The following is a 13,716-nucleotide window of genomic DNA, read 5'->3' as shown; positions in this document are numbered from 1 at the left end:
GGTGCGATGTGTTGCCTCAGCGCGCGGCGAGGTAAGCGGCAAGTGCCTTGCGTACGCGGGCCAGGCCTTCGGCCAGCTCCTCGTCGGTGATGTTCAACGCCGGCACAAAGCGCAGCACGCTGGCACCGGCCAGCAGGATCAGCACCTGCTGTTCGGCAGCCAGATCCAGCAGCTTGCCGGCATCGGCGGCGTATTCGTCCTTGAGCACGGCGCCCATCATCAGGCCCATGCCGCGCACTTCAGAGAACAGGCCGAACTCGGCATTGATCGCCTCCAGCCCGGCCCGCAGCGCGGCCGACTGGCGCGCCACATTGGCGTGGATTTCGGCGCTGGACAGCTTGGCCAGGGCGACGCGGGCCACGGCGGTGGCCAGCGGGTTGCCGCCGAAGGTGGTGCCGTGCGAGCCCACCCCCATGGCGCTGGCCACCTTCGGGCCGGCCAGCATCGCGCCGATCGGGAAGCCGCAGCCCAGGGCCTTGGCCAGGGTCACGATGTCCGGGGTCACGTTCCAGTTCCAGTGTGCGAACAGCTGGCCACTGCGGCCCATGCCGACCTGGATTTCGTCAAACACCAGCAGCGCGTCGTGCGCATCACACAGTTCACGGGCGCGCGCCATGAATTCCGCGCTGGCCGGGACCACGCCGCCTTCGCCCTGCACCGGCTCGAACATCACCGCGGCCACGTCTCCGCTGGCCATCGCTTCTTCCAGCTGGGCCACGTCGTTGAAATCGATGTAGCGGAAGCCACCCGGCAGCGGCTCGTAGCCGGCTTGGTACTTGGGCTGGGCGGTGGCGGTCACCGTGGCCAGGGTGCGGCCGTGGAAGCTGCCACGGCAGGTCACGATGGTGCGCTTGGCGGCATCACGGCCGGCGTTGGAAGCCCACTTGCGGATCAGCTTGATCGCCACCTCGTTGGCTTCTGCGCCGGAATTGCAGAAGAACACCCGCTCGGCGAACTTCGACGCGCCCACCAGCTCCTCGGCCAGGCGCAGGGCCGGTTCGGTGTAGAACACGTTGGACACGTGCCACAGCTTCTCGGCCTGGGCCAGCAGGGCGGCCTTCAGGTCGGCATCGTTGTGGCCCAGCGAGCACACTGCGATGCCGGCGGCCAGGTCGATGAACTCACGCCCTTCCACGTCCCAGACGCGCGCACCCTGGCCGCGCTCCAGCACCAGCTGGCGCGGTGCATACACCGGCAGGTAGTAGGAAGACTTGGACAGCAGGTCGGCGGTGTCAGCACTCATGGCGGTAACGGGCTTGATGGGAAAGTAGCCATTGTCCTCCATTCCCCGCCCTGCGGCACAATGCCGGCCATGAAACTTTTCACCACCCCCCAGCTGAACCCGGCCAGCGAGACCGGCTGGCGCAAGCGTTGGTTTGACATCATCCACCGCCACGACACCCCGCCCTCGCGCGCCTTCGACGTGGCCCTGGTGCTGACCATCATCGCCAGCGTGGCGGTGATCATGCTCGACAGCGTGCAGGCCATCCACCAGCGCTTCTCCGGCTGGCTGTACGGGGTGGAGTGGTTTTTCACCATCCTGTTCACCGCCGAGTACGTGCTGCGCCTGAAGGTGGTGCTGCGCCCCCACCGCTACGCGCTGAGCAGCTGGGGCATCATCGACCTGGTCTCGATCCTGCCGGCCTACCTGTCGCTGTTCATCCCCGGCGCCCAGGCCCTGCTGGCAGTGCGCTTCTTGCGCGTGCTGCGGGTGTTCCGCATCCTCAAGCTGACCCGCTACATCGACGAGAGCGGCGTGTTGATCGGCGCGTTGTGGCGCAGCCGGCGCAAGATCCTGCTGTTCCTGTTCACCGTGATCACCGTGACCGTGGTCGCCGGCGCCCTGATGTATGTCATCGAAGGCCCGAAAAACGGCTTCACCTCGATCCCGCACAGCATGTACTGGGCGATCGTGACCATGGGCACGGTGGGCTACGGCGACATGGTCCCGCATACCCCGCTGGGGCGCCTGCTGACCTCGGTGCTGATCCTGATCGGCTATTCGATCCTGGCCGTGCCCACCGGCATCTACACCGCCGAACTGGCCAACGACATCCTGCGCCGGCAGCGTGACGACAACCGCCCCGACCACCGCGGCTGCGTGATCTGCGGCAGCGAGGACCATGTCTACAAGGCCCGCTACTGCAACCAGTGCGGGCATGAGCTGCCCCAGCACTTCGGCCAGTAATTGCCGGGCCGGGCGCGCAAAGCGGCGGACCGCAGGTTTATGCGGGGGCGCGTCAGCCACCCTCAGATCTGACAGCTGACGCCGGCCGGCAACGCTGGCTGCAGCAATGGCAGCTGCACCCGCACAAGGCGGGCGGCAAGGGCATCACTGGCGCGGGCCGCGGCCTTCGTTGTCTTCCCAGTGCAGCAGTTTGCGGGTGACAAAGCGGTACACCGGCTTGCCGCTGGCAAACCACAGCTCGCGCAGCCAGGAGCGGCGCTTGAGCACCCGCCGCTCCACTGCGGTGATGGCCTGCGGGCAATAGGTGCGCTTGTGCTTGAGCAGGTGGCGCAGGTCCTCGCGGGCAAGCAGGCGCATCCAGCGCGAACGCGGCTTGCCGAGCATGGCCAGCTGGAAATCGATGATCCCCGGGCTGCCATCGGCCTGCACCAGCCAGTTGGCTTCCTTGGCCAGGTCGTTGTGGACGATGCCGCGCCGGTGCAGCTGCTGCAGCAGCCGCCGGGCCTGGCGGAAATAGGCCTGGTCGCCGTGCGGCGGGCGTTTGAACATCGCCGCCCCGTCCATGAAGCTGCGCTCCAGGTGCACACCGTCCCAGTGCAGCAGGCGCGGCGTGGCCGGCATGTCACCCAGCGCTGCCAGCGCCCGTGCCTCGCGCCGGGCCAGCCACCAGGCCGGCAGACGCAGCCACAGCGGGGTCACACTGAGGTCACGGCGGATGAAGCGACGCGTGTCCTGCTGCACCAGCAGGATGCGGCCGAAGCTGTCGGCCTTGAAGACGGTGATGGAAGGTTCACTGCACATGGCCGGCAGTGTAGACAAGGATCGCCGCTGAATGGGAGTGACGTGCATGCAGGCAATACTGCCTCGCATCGATATACTTTTTCGATGAATGCTTCCTGGATTGATGGGCTGCTGGCGTGGATCGCCGCCAACCCCGTAATGGCCGGTGTGGTCGTCTTCGCCATCGCTTTTTGCGATTCGGTCATTGTGCTGGGCGCCATCGTGCCGGCCCTGCCGCTGTTGATCGCCGTGGGTGTGCTGATCGGCCTGGGTGAGCTGTCCGGCCCGTACACGGTGCTGTGTGCCACCCTGGGTGCACTGGCCGGCGACGGCCTGAGCTATTGGGTCGGGCGCCGCTGGGGCGACCACCTGCGCGGTGTCTGGCCCTTCTCCAAGCATCCGCAACTGCTGGAACGCGGCGAGCTGATGTTCCGCCGCAATGCGTTCAAGTCGATCCTGATCGCCCGCTATGTCGGCGCCATCCGCCCGTTCGTGCCGGCCGTGGCCGGCATGGCCAGGATGCCGCTGGACAAGTACCTGCGCGCCAGCCTGATCGCCGCCGTCTCCTGGGCCGTGCTGTTCCTGTTGCCCGGTTGGGTGCTGGGCCAGGCCTACGAGGCCGTGGCGGCGGTGGCCGGGCGCCTGCTGGTGGTGCTGGCCGCACTGGCGGCAGTGCTCGGCCTGGTCTGGGCAGTGGTGCTGTACACCTATCGCTGGTCGGCCGAACGCCTGGACGGCTGGCTGGCCACCCTGTTGGCCTGGTCCGGGCGCCACCCGCTGCTGGGCCAGTTCACCGTCGGCGTGCTCGACCCCCAGCGGCGCGAGGCCGTGCCACTGGCGGTGCTGGCAGTCATGCTGCTGGCCCTGGGCTGGGGTGGATTTGCCCTGCTGATGACCGTGGTCAGCCACGGCGAGCCGTTGCAGCTGGACCTGGCCGTGCACCAGGCCATGCTCTCCTTGCGCAACCCGCTGGCCGACTACCCGCTGGCCGCGCTGGCCTCGCTGGGTGACTGGCAGGTGCTGCTGCCGGCCATCGCCGCCGGCATGGGCTACCTGGCCTGGCGCCGGCGCTGGATGGCCGTGGTGCACTGGCTGCTGGCCCTGGCCTTCGGCCTGGCCCTGACCGAACTGCTGACCGCCACGGTGGACATGGTGCGCCCGGCCGAGGCCAGCAGCGGTTTCGGCTTCCCGTCCGTGGCGGTGACCATGAGCACGATCACCTTCGGCTTCTTTGCCGTGTTGATCGGCCGCGAGTTGCCCGGGCGCAACCGGGTCTGGCCATATCTGGTGTCCGGGGCGATCGTCACCACGATTGGCTTTGCCCGTCTGTACCTGGGCGCGCACTGGCTCAGCGATGTGTTCGGCGGGATGCTGTTCGGCCTGTTCTGGCTGCTGGTGCTGGGCATCGCCTACCGCCGTCGCTTCAACCGCGGCTTCTGGATCACCCCGGTGTGCTGGCTGTTCTACGGCGCCTTCCTGGCCGCGGCCCTGTTCTATGCCCCGCGCGACCTGGACAGCAAGCTGGCCAAGTTCGAGCCCAACAGCCCGGCGGCCATCAGCCTGCCGCTGGAGGCCTGGCATGACCAGGGCTGGCAGCAGCTGCCGGCGGTGCGCAACGAGTTTGATGATGACCAGCGCTGGCCACTGGATGTCCAGCTGGTTGGCCCGCTGGACCAGGTTGCCCAGCAATTGCAGGCGGCCGGCTGGCACCGCCAGAGCCAAGCCGGCTGGGAACAGGCCCTGCACATGCTCGACAGCGACAGCGCCCCGGACCAGGTGCCGGTATTGCCGGCCACCCTGGATACCCGGGTCGAATCATTGCTGATGCTCAAGGCCGGCGATCAGGCCGACCAGGTTCATGCCCTGCGCCTGTGGCGTTCTGATGTGCGCCTGCAGCCGGGCAACCAGCCGTTGTGGCTGGGTACTGCCCAGACCCTGCAGTTCCAGCGCCACTGGAACCTGGTCGGGCTGTGGCGCCCGGTCCCCGGCCCGGTACCGGCCATCCGTGCGGTGGAACAGGCCCTGCAGCCCTGGCAACCGGTGATCGGCACCCATCCGGGCAGCGGCCTGCCGGTACTGCGCGCGCAGTTGCCGGCCGATGCCGGTATCGGCACTGCCACAAGCACTGAGAACACGGCCAGCACGCCTTGATCCAATGACCGCCCCCCCCGGCCCGGGGCCGCAGGCCTTCAGTCCGGGATCCAGCCCAGCAACAGGTCCAGGCGCTGGTGCACATCATCGGTCTGCAGCAACTGCAGGCGCTGTTCTTCTTCCAGCGGCAGCAGCTCGGCCAGGCGCCAGCCAACCCAGCCGGCCTGGTCGAACAGTTCCGGCCCGGCCTTGGCATACGGGCCGCCGACCTGCTCGATGATGCGCTCCAGCAGCAGTGACAGCAGCGCATGCTGCGGGCGCACCTCGTCATCACTGTCGGCCGCACACCAGCGCACCTGGCCAACCACCAGGCCGTTGTCACGCACCGCTACCTGCTGGACCTGGAAACGCCTGCTGCCACGCAGGCGCAGCAGCAGCATGCCATCGGCGCCGGTATCGAAATCCTCGATCTGCGCCTCCACTCCCCAGGCCGCCGGGGTTGCCGGAGCGCCGACCTCCTCCCCTTCCAGGATCAGGCAGATGCCGAAGGTGCTGTTGTCCCGGCTGCACTGGCGCAGCAGCTCCAGGTAGCGGGGCTCGAACAGGCGCAGGGTGATGCCTGCCCCGGGCAGCAGGTTGCCGTGCAAGGGAAACAACGGCAGGGGCGACAGTGGACTGACCATGACCGGTACATCTGCAGGACACTCAGGTGCCAGCATAACCCCGGCACGTGGTCAGCGCAGCTGAGCCCGGCCAGGCTCAGGCCTGGGCGGCCTGCAGCTGGGCCAGCAGGCGCCGCGGGGCGTTGTCAAAGCCGCCGTTGGACATGAACACCACATGGTCACCGGCGGCCAGCTGGCTGGCCAGGGCTGCGATCAGGGCATCGCTGTCCGGCACCGCCACGGCCTGGCCGCGCACGTTGGCAATCACCGCAGCGGCATCCCAGGCCAGCTCGGGCCGGTGCAGGAACACCACCGCATCGGCCAGGGCCAGCGACGGTGCCAGGGCCTGGGCATGCGCGCCCAGCCGCATCGAGTTGCTGCGCGGCTCCATCGCCACCACGATCCGCGCCTGGCCCACGCGTGCGCGCAGCCCGGCCAGGGTGGTGGCAATGGCCGTGGGGTGATGGGCGAAATCGTCATACAGGGTGATCCCGCCGACCTGCCCCACCACTTCCAGGCGGCGCTTGATGCCACCAAAGCCGGCCAGGCTGTCCAGCACGCTGGCCGGGTCAACGCCCACCGCATGCACCGCCGCCAGCGCGGCCAGTGCATTGAGCACGTTGTGGTTGCCCAGCAGCGACCAGCGCACCTGGCCCAGTTCCACGCCGTTGTGGAGCACGCTGAAGACACTGCCGTCGGCCTGCTCCAGGCGGGCCTGCCAGGTCAGCCTGGCCTCGAAGCCGAAGGTGTCCACCGGGGTCCAGCAGCCCATCGCCAGCACCCGGGCCAGGTTGGCATCGGCGGCATTGACGATCAGCCGGCCCTTGCCCGGCACGGTACGCACCAGGTGGTGGAACTGGCGCTCGATCGCGGCCAGGTCCGGGAAGATGTCGGCGTGGTCATATTCCAGATTGTTGAGGATGGCCACCTGCGGGCGGTAGTGCACGAACTTGCTGCGCTTGTCGAAAAACGCGGTGTCGTATTCGTCCGCCTCGACCACGAAAGCCTTGCCATTGCCCAGCCGGGCCGAGACGCCGAAGTCCGGCACCACGCCGCCGATCAGGAAACCCGGCTCCTGCCCGGCCTGCTCCAGCAGCCAGGCCACCAGCGAGGTGGTGGTGGTCTTGCCATGAGTGCCGGCCACCGCGATGGTGGTGCGCCCGGGCAGGACATGCTGGGCCAGCCACTGGGCACCGGAGGTGTAATCCATGCCCTGGTCCAGCACATGCTCCACCGCCGGGTTGCCGCGCGACAGGGCATTGCCGATCACCACGCTGTCGCAGCCGCTGTCGATGTTCCCGGCCAGGTAGCCCTGGCGCAGGACGATGCCCAGCTGCTCCAGCTGGGTGGACATGGGCGGATACACCGCCTGGTCACTGCCCTGCACCGTGTGTCCCAGTTCGCGGGCCAGTGCGGCCACGCCCCCCATGAAAGTTCCGGCAATGCCGAGGATATGGATCGTGCTCATCGGCGCATTGTCCTCCATTGCCCGCGCCAAGGGCAGGTGCCGGGTGGATGTCAGGAATTTCCTTACCGGGTGTCAGACCAAATACTGATAGCCAGCATTCTTCACCGCTTGGATACTTTGCTGAAGTCAGCACGACCGTCAATGTAATGCCCCTCCCCTGGGCATGATCCCCAACGGCGACGATCCAGGCCCTGAGCAAGCCCGCTGACGGCCGATCCCCGGTACCACGGCGTTTCCCCACGCCATTCCCCACCGGGACGGCACAAAAAACCCCCGCTGCAAAGCGGGGGTTTTTTGTTGCTGCCGACGCCGGGCTTACTTGCCCAGCGCAGTCATGATGCGGGCGAACACCTCATCCAGGCTGCCCACGCCATCCACCTTGGCCAGCGAACCACGGCCTTCATAGAAGCCGATCACCGGTGCGGTGGAATCGCTGTACACCTGCAGGCGCTTGCGCACCGATTCGGGGTTGTCGTCTTCGCGGCCTTCGGCCTTGGCACGGCCGGCAATACGCTCGACCAGCAGCTCGTTGGCCACGTCCAGCTGGACCACGGCCTGCAGCGGCTGGTTGATGTCGGCCAGCAGGGCTTCCAGGGCGTTGGCCTGGGCCACGTTGCGCGGGTAGCCATCCAGGATGAAGCCATTGGCCACGTCCTGACGCGACAGGCGCGAACGGATCATGCCCAGCAGGATCTCGTCGGACACCAGCTCGCCACGGGCCATCACTTCCTTGGCCGCCAGGCCCAGTTCGCTGCCGGCTGCCACTTCGGCACGCAGCAGGTCACCGGTGGAGATGTGGGGGATCTGCAGTTCATCCTTCAGGCGGGCTGCCTGGGTGCCCTTGCCAGAACCCGGCGGGCCCAACAGAACCAAACGCATATGCGCACTCCAAAATTAGGGGAGGGAAAGATACGGCGCGCCGGCGGGCCAGTACCCCGCCCTGCCGCACCGCAAGATGGTCAGCTTACCGCATCGTCCCACCCCGGCGCTTGGCCGGATCGCGGCGCGGCCACACACTCAGCGGCAACGCCCCTGCACCTGCCAGCTGGCCCGCCACTGCGGCAGTGCCGATGGTGCCCGCGCTGCCTGGCCCTGCTGCAGCTGGTCCAGGTAGACCCGCACCTGTCCCTGGCCATCGCGGCCGGCCGCCTGCACCTGCCCTTGCCGGTGCCACATGCTCAGCTGCATGGCCATGCCCGGACAGGCCGCCGACGGCACCACGATCTGCTCGTCCAGCTGCCAGCCTTCGCTGGCCGCTGGCGCATCACCGATGCCGGTGAACACTGCCCGCCGCGGGCAGCGCTCATGGGTGGGCACGGCCTGCAGCGCATAGGGCTGGTCGGCGCGCCCGGTGAACACCCCCTGCAGGCGCACGCAGGCCTCCGGGATCTGGCGCAGGGTGTGGGCAACGCCATCGGCCTGCGGGCTGGCGGGCGGACGCTGCGGGCGGGCCTGGGGGGCGGCGGCCGCGGCCGAGAGGGCAACCAGCAGCGACAGGCCAGTGGCCGAAGACAACAAGCGATTCATGCGCATCACAACTCCGCGGGCAGGCGGTGGACCGGCCCACAGCCTTCACCGTGACGCCTGAACAACACGGCAAGGCTTGCCTCATGCAGCGCAGCATTGGCCAGCGTAGAATTGCCGGTCACACCTGTTCATCCCAATACTGGAGCCGCACATGGGCCTGGAGCTCGTCTCCCCCGGCAAGAATCCGCCGGAAGAAATCAACGTCATCATCGAAATCGCCAAGGATTCGGAGCCGGTCAAGTACGAAGTGGACAAGGACACCAACGTCCTGTTCGTTGACCGCATCCTGTCCACCCCGATGCGCTACCCGGCCAACTACGGCTACGTTTCCAACACCGTCTGCGGTGACGGCGACCCGGCCGACGTGCTGGTGCTGCTGCCGCACGGCCTGATCCCGGGCTCGGTGGTGCGTTGCCGCCCGGTCGGCGTGCTGAAGATGAGCGACGAGGCTGGCCAGGACGAGAAGCTGATCGCCGTGCCGGTGACCAAGATCTTCAAGGACTACGCCCACATCAACGATGTCAACGACGTCGAGCAGGGCATCAAGGACCGCATCACCCATTTCTTCGAGCACTACAAGGATCTGGAGAAGGGCAAGTGGGTCAAGGTTGAAGGCTGGGGCGATGCCGCCGAAGCCAAGCAGATCCTGGTCGAGGCGCTGGCACGCTACGCCGACGCCAAGTAAGGCTGAACCGCACCGACAGGCAGGCTTGCCACACGGTGCGCTGCATCACAAAACAGGGGGCTGCGCGCAACAGGCAGCCCCCTGTTTTGGTTTAAAGTCATGGGGTTGACGGCTGCCGTGTTGCGCGGCCGCAGGGGAAATACTTTGCATATTCTGCTTGTAGGGGACGAGGCCGCCTTGCCGGCCGAGCTGGCTGAATTCATCCATGCCTGGGGCGAACAGTGGGAAGTCACGCGCGCCGCCGATGGCAATGCAGCCGTGGCCGAGCTGGCCTCCAGCCCGATCGATGCACTGATCGTGGCGCCACATGTGGTCGGCCTGCCGCCGACGATGCTGCTGCTGCAGGCACGCACGCTGCGGCCGGAGGCGATCCGCATCGCCCTGGTCTCCGAGCAGCATGCCGGGCGCCCGCCCTCGGCACGCCTGATCGGCCTGGCCCACCGCTTCCTGCCCTCGCCGCTGGCACCGGAATCCCTGCTCGAAGCACTGAGCAGCGTGGAAGAGCTGCGCGAGCTGCTGGACAGCGAACACCTGCGCAACAGCATCGGCCGGATCGAGAAGCTGCCCTCCCCGCCGACCCTGTACCTACGCCTGACCGAGGCACTGGAGCAGGACAACGCCATCGACAACGGCCAGATCGCCGACCTGGTTGCCGCCGACCCGGCCATCGCGGCCAAGGTCCTGCAGCTGTCCAACTCGGTGTTCTTCAACAGTGGCCGCACCATCACCGACCTGCGCACCGCCGTCACCCGGCTGGGCCTGGGCACCCTGCGCGACCTGGTCCTGGCCAGCGAGGTGTTCTCCTCCAGCATCATTTCCGAGCAGCAGCGCGCCCACCTGCAGCAGCGCGCCATGATGTCCGCGCGCCTGGCATCGCGCCTGCTGCCGGCCTCCAGTGCCGAGCTCGGCGCCACCGCTGCCCTGCTGGCCGACATTGGCCTGCTGCTGCCCGGCGTGGTCGACCAGCGCCATGTGGGCAGTGACAGCGACGCCCTCGGCCATGCCGACGCCGGCGCCTACCTGCTCGGCCTGTGGGGCCTGCCGATGCCGATCATCGAAGCCGTGGCCTTCCAGCTCAGCCCGCAACGCTGCAACAGCCGCAGCTTCTGGGTCACCGGTGCGGTGCACGTGGCCAACAGCCTGATCCGCGGCGAACCGGTCAACACCGCCTACCTGCAGCAGACCGGCAGCCTGGACAAACTGCCGCAATGGCAGCAGCAGGCCGATGCCCTGCTCGGACTGGCGGCCAACCCGGCCTGAGCAAGCCACCCGGGGCACTGAAAAAACCGCGCCATGGCGCGGTTTTTTCATGCCTGTTGCCCGGCCCTGTGCCTGCGGCGCCGGCCGCAGACCATCGCCCGCGTCGGCAGGCAAACAAAAGGGGCGGGCCTTGCGGCCCGCCCCCTCATCCAGCGCTCAGATCAGAACGATCAGAACTTCTGGGTGTACTTCATGTACATGAAGCGACCGATGTCGAAACCACCGTAGTAGGAGTAGTTCGAGTTCGGCTCGCTGTACTGCAGGGCGCCGCTGTGGTCGAACACGTTGTTGGCACCCACCGCGATGGTGGCATTCCACGGGGCCTTGTAGCTGACCTGGATGTCGTGGAAGGTGTTCGAACCGGTGGTGCGCTGCGGGTCCCACTCGCCATTGGCGTAGCGGTCAGCCAGGTCACACCAGCCAGCGTCCAGCGAGATGCAGCCTTCCTTCATGCCGGAGTAGTAACGGCTGGTCCAGTTGACGGTCCAGTCGCCCAGGTTCCAGTTGACACCGAAGTTGGAACGCACGCGGAACAGGCCCGGCGAACCGACGCTGCCGATGGTGATGTCTTCACCGGCCGAGTTCTGGTTCTGCTCGTCGTACTTGCTCAGGTAGCTGGTCTGCCAGTCGAAGCTGAAGTTACCGTAGGCGGTTTCCGGCAGACGGTACTTCACGCCCAGATCGAAACCTTCGGTTTCCATCTGGCCCAGGTTGGCCAGGCCGTAGAACATGCCATCGATGTGGCCATCGGCAGCGCGGTTGACGCCTTCGCAACGGCTGGTGTTGCCCAGCACGTAGCAGTCACGCAGGATACGATCAACGCTGTCGCTGATGATCATGTCGCTGATTTCGTAACGGTACCAATCCAGGCTGATGTCCAGGCCGGCGACGAAGCGCGGGCTCCAGACCAGACCCAAGGTGGTGCTTTCCGAGGTTTCCGGCTTCAGGTTGGCGTTGGAGCCGCTGATGAACTCATCCGGGGTCTGGCACGGCCAGGAACCGCAACCAGCCATGTTCTGGTTCAGCTGCACATAGGTCGGGGAAACGCCGGCAGCGGTACAAGCCGCATTGCCAGCCACCGAACCCGGAGCACCGACCGAGCACGGATCGATATACGACTCGAAGCTCGAGCCGGTACCGCCGTACAGGTTGTCGATCGACGGTGCGCGGAAGCCTTCAGCGAAGGTACCGCGGACCAGCAGCTCGTCCATCGGGCGCCAGGTGAAGCCGATCTTCGAGTTGGTGGTGTCGCCGAAGTTGCTGTAGTCGGAGTAGCGCGAAGCCACGTTGACGGTCAGCTCCTTGGCGAACGGCAGGTCAGACAGCACCGGGATGTTCAGTTCCAGGTAAACCTCGTCCAGATCGTACTCACCGGCAGTGGTGGTCGATGCCAGGCCCGAAGAATAACCAGACTGGGCGAAGGCGTCCGGCACGAAGCGACCTTCTTCCTTGCGGTGTTCCACACCCACTGCGAAGCCCAGGTCACCGGCCGGCAGCGTCATGATCGAACCGGCCAGGTCGGCGGTGAACATGGTGGTCTTGGTGATACCGGTATCGGTATAGGTCGGGAACAGGAAGTTCTGCACGTTGCGGTCAGCCAGCGAACCGGCACCGGCCACGCCGTACGGCAGCAGCGGGTTCCAGGCATAGCAACCGGCGATCGGGCTGGCAGCGGTGCCGCAACGGGCAACGCCGTCGGCATCGATGAACGAAGCACCCAGGGCCTGTTCCGAAGCCAGCAGGCTCATGTCACCACGAGCGGTCTTGGTCAGCTCGTTGCGGTTCCACATCGCACCGACGTTCCAGTCGAAGGTACGACCGGCGGCATCGAAGTAACCGGACAGGCTCGGCGCGAAACGCAGGGTCTTCAGGGTGCTGTCGGTGGTACGCGGCATTTCCCACAGACGACGGCGGAAGGTCATGTCCGAGCCCAGCACGTTGAACGCGCTGTCCGCGGTCAGCGGGGTGCCCATGTTGCGCGACTGGTACGGGTAACCGGCGATCTGCTGCTCGGTGTTGCGCTCGTTGTACAGGATGTCGGCGTTGAAGCTGACCGCATCGGCCAGATCGTAGTTGCCGTTGATGTACACCGACTTACGCTCGATACCGGTCATGAGCATCATCTGCTCATTGCCGTTGACGTTGTCTTCAGTGGTCATCGGACGGTAGTCGTTCTTGTTGGCCGGGTCGCCGCCTTCAGCCAGGGTGAACCACTTGGCATCGTCGTTGGAGACGTAGCCCGGCTCATCCTTCTTCAGGTTCGGGGTGCTGCACGGATTGCAGAACGAACCCTTTTCGTTGGTGGCACTCCAGTAGTCCGGAGTGGTGCCCGGGCCCAGGGCGCCGTCACGCGAGAACCAACGGTCCTTGGCCCACACCGGCTCCTGCTTGGAGTATTCGGCCGACAGGGTCAGGCCGCCACGCTCGCCTTCGGCGCCCATGGTGAACGAATAGGTGGTGGTGTCGCCGTCGCCGTCGTCGTACTGGCCGACGTAGACCTGGGCTTCAGCGCCGTCAAAGCGCTTGCGGGTGATCACGTTGACCACGCCACCGATGGCGTCCGAACCGTAGATGGCCGAAGCGCCATCCTTCAGGATCTCGATGCGCTCGACAGCGGCCATCGGGATCTGGCTCAGGTCCTGGTAACCGGCAGTGGTTGCGCCCAGGCGCTTGCCGTTCATCAGCACCAGGGTGCGGGTGGCGCCCAGGTTGCGCAGGTCGATGTAGTAACCACCCACGTTCTCGCCCGAAGCCAGGGCTTCAGCGCGCGAGATGGCCGGCGAACCAGCCGAGGTCAGGTTCTGCAGGACGTCGGCCACCGAGGTGAAACCCTGCTGTTCCAGGGACTCACGGGTCAGGGTGACGATCGGCTGCTGGGTCTCGATGTCGGCACCGCGGATACGCGAGCCGGTGACTTCCATGCGGTCAAGGGTGGTGGCACCAGCGGCGGCGCTGTCCTGCGCACTGGCAAACGACGGGGCCAACACCATGGCGATGCCGGCCGGCAACAAGCCCAGCCGGACCGCAGAATTACGGAACTTCATGTTTCTCTCCA

At 66.6% G+C, this 13,716-nt stretch carries 11 protein-coding genes; 4 read left to right on the top strand and 7 right to left on the bottom strand.

Translation table 11 applies throughout. The features are described 5' to 3' along the window. Positions 1-16: 16 nt before the first annotated feature. Positions 17-1,243 carry an acetylornithine/succinylornithine family transaminase gene (locus ABB30_RS03430; RefSeq protein ID WP_057636927.1) on the bottom strand — a complete coding sequence of 409 codons (1,227 nt, stop codon included), beginning with the start codon at positions 1,241-1,243 and terminating at the stop codon, positions 17-19. A gap of 69 nt (positions 1,244-1,312) precedes the next feature. On the opposite strand from ABB30_RS03430, the gene ABB30_RS03425 reads away from it, so the two are divergent. After that, the gene (locus tag ABB30_RS03425) at positions 1,313-2,188 is read left to right on the top strand and encodes an ion transporter (protein ID WP_057636926.1); all 876 of its coding nucleotides are present in this window, start codon (positions 1,313-1,315) and stop codon (positions 2,186-2,188) included. Positions 2,189-2,332: 144 nt separating this feature from the next. On the opposite strand, the gene ABB30_RS03420 is transcribed toward ABB30_RS03425, so the two are convergent. Next, positions 2,333-2,989 carry a phosphotransferase gene (locus ABB30_RS03420; RefSeq protein ID WP_057636913.1) on the bottom strand — a complete coding sequence of 219 codons (657 nt, stop codon included), beginning with the start codon at positions 2,987-2,989 and terminating at the stop codon, positions 2,333-2,335. Between the two features lie 84 nt (positions 2,990-3,073). Between ABB30_RS03420 and ABB30_RS03415 the strand changes: the two genes are divergently transcribed. After that, complete coding sequence (locus tag ABB30_RS03415; protein WP_057636912.1) at positions 3,074-5,119, top strand: bifunctional DedA family/phosphatase PAP2 family protein; 2,046 nt, start codon at positions 3,074-3,076, stop codon at positions 5,117-5,119. A gap of 38 nt (positions 5,120-5,157) precedes the next feature. On the opposite strand, the gene ABB30_RS03410 is transcribed toward ABB30_RS03415, so the two are convergent. From ABB30_RS03410 to ABB30_RS03395, 4 genes are all read right to left on the bottom strand, one after another. Next, complete coding sequence (locus tag ABB30_RS03410; protein WP_057636911.1) at positions 5,158-5,742, bottom strand: LON peptidase substrate-binding domain-containing protein; 585 nt, start codon at positions 5,740-5,742, stop codon at positions 5,158-5,160. A gap of 76 nt (positions 5,743-5,818) precedes the next feature. Beyond that, entirely contained in the window at positions 5,819-7,189 is a 1,371-nt protein-coding gene (gene mpl / locus ABB30_RS03405; RefSeq protein WP_057636925.1) for a UDP-N-acetylmuramate:L-alanyl-gamma-D-glutamyl-meso-diaminopimelate ligase, read from the bottom strand. A gap of 315 nt (positions 7,190-7,504) precedes the next feature. Beyond that, a complete protein-coding gene (locus tag ABB30_RS03400) occupies positions 7,505-8,068 on the bottom strand; it encodes an adenylate kinase (RefSeq protein WP_057636910.1) in 564 nt (187 codons plus the stop codon). A 138-nt stretch (positions 8,069-8,206) separates the two neighbouring features. Then, positions 8,207-8,716, bottom strand: coding sequence for a hypothetical protein (locus ABB30_RS03395; protein WP_152980537.1), 510 nt, complete (start codon positions 8,714-8,716; stop codon positions 8,207-8,209). Positions 8,717-8,867: 151 nt separating this feature from the next. Between ABB30_RS03395 and ppa the strand changes: the two genes are divergently transcribed. Next, positions 8,868-9,401 (top strand): inorganic diphosphatase, encoded by a 534-nt coding sequence (ppa, locus tag ABB30_RS03390; protein WP_057636908.1) that lies wholly within the window; start codon positions 8,868-8,870, stop codon positions 9,399-9,401. Positions 9,402-9,545: 144 nt separating this feature from the next. After that, positions 9,546-10,661, top strand: coding sequence for an HDOD domain-containing protein (locus ABB30_RS03385; protein ID WP_057636907.1), 1,116 nt, complete (start codon positions 9,546-9,548; stop codon positions 10,659-10,661). A gap of 170 nt (positions 10,662-10,831) precedes the next feature. On the opposite strand, the gene ABB30_RS03380 is transcribed toward ABB30_RS03385, so the two are convergent. Beyond that, positions 10,832-13,705 carry a TonB-dependent receptor plug domain-containing protein gene (locus tag ABB30_RS03380; protein WP_057636906.1) on the bottom strand — a complete coding sequence of 958 codons (2,874 nt, stop codon included), beginning with the start codon at positions 13,703-13,705 and terminating at the stop codon, positions 10,832-10,834. Between the last annotated feature and the right edge of the window lie 11 nt (positions 13,706-13,716).

The organism is Stenotrophomonas ginsengisoli (genome assembly GCF_001431485.1).
In the GTDB taxonomy this organism is placed as follows: Bacteria; Pseudomonadota; Gammaproteobacteria; order Xanthomonadales; family Xanthomonadaceae; genus Stenotrophomonas; species Stenotrophomonas ginsengisoli.
The sequence above is the reverse complement of the archived record's forward strand: the minus strand, read 5'-3'. Positions and strand labels throughout refer to the sequence as shown.

Coding starts and splice junctions, on each gene's coding strand:
- ABB30_RS03430 (WP_057636927.1), bottom strand. CDS start 1,243: ATGAGTGCTGACACCGCCGACCTGCTGTCCAAGTCTTCCTACTACCTG.
- ABB30_RS03425 (WP_057636926.1), top strand. CDS start 1,313: ATGAAACTTTTCACCACCCCCCAGCTGAACCCGGCCAGCGAGACCGGC.
- ABB30_RS03420 (WP_057636913.1), bottom strand. CDS start 2,989: ATGTGCAGTGAACCTTCCATCACCGTCTTCAAGGCCGACAGCTTCGGC.
- ABB30_RS03415 (WP_057636912.1), top strand. CDS start 3,074: ATGAATGCTTCCTGGATTGATGGGCTGCTGGCGTGGATCGCCGCCAAC.
- ABB30_RS03410 (WP_057636911.1), bottom strand. CDS start 5,742: ATGGTCAGTCCACTGTCGCCCCTGCCGTTGTTTCCCTTGCACGGCAAC.
- mpl (WP_057636925.1), bottom strand. CDS start 7,189: ATGAGCACGATCCATATCCTCGGCATTGCCGGAACTTTCATGGGGGGC.
- ABB30_RS03400 (WP_057636910.1), bottom strand. CDS start 8,068: ATGCGTTTGGTTCTGTTGGGCCCGCCGGGTTCTGGCAAGGGCACCCAG.
- ABB30_RS03395 (WP_152980537.1), bottom strand. CDS start 8,716: ATGAATCGCTTGTTGTCTTCGGCCACTGGCCTGTCGCTGCTGGTTGCC.
- ppa (WP_057636908.1), top strand. CDS start 8,868: ATGGGCCTGGAGCTCGTCTCCCCCGGCAAGAATCCGCCGGAAGAAATC.
- ABB30_RS03380 (WP_057636906.1), bottom strand. CDS start 13,705: ATGAAGTTCCGTAATTCTGCGGTCCGGCTGGGCTTGTTGCCGGCCGGC.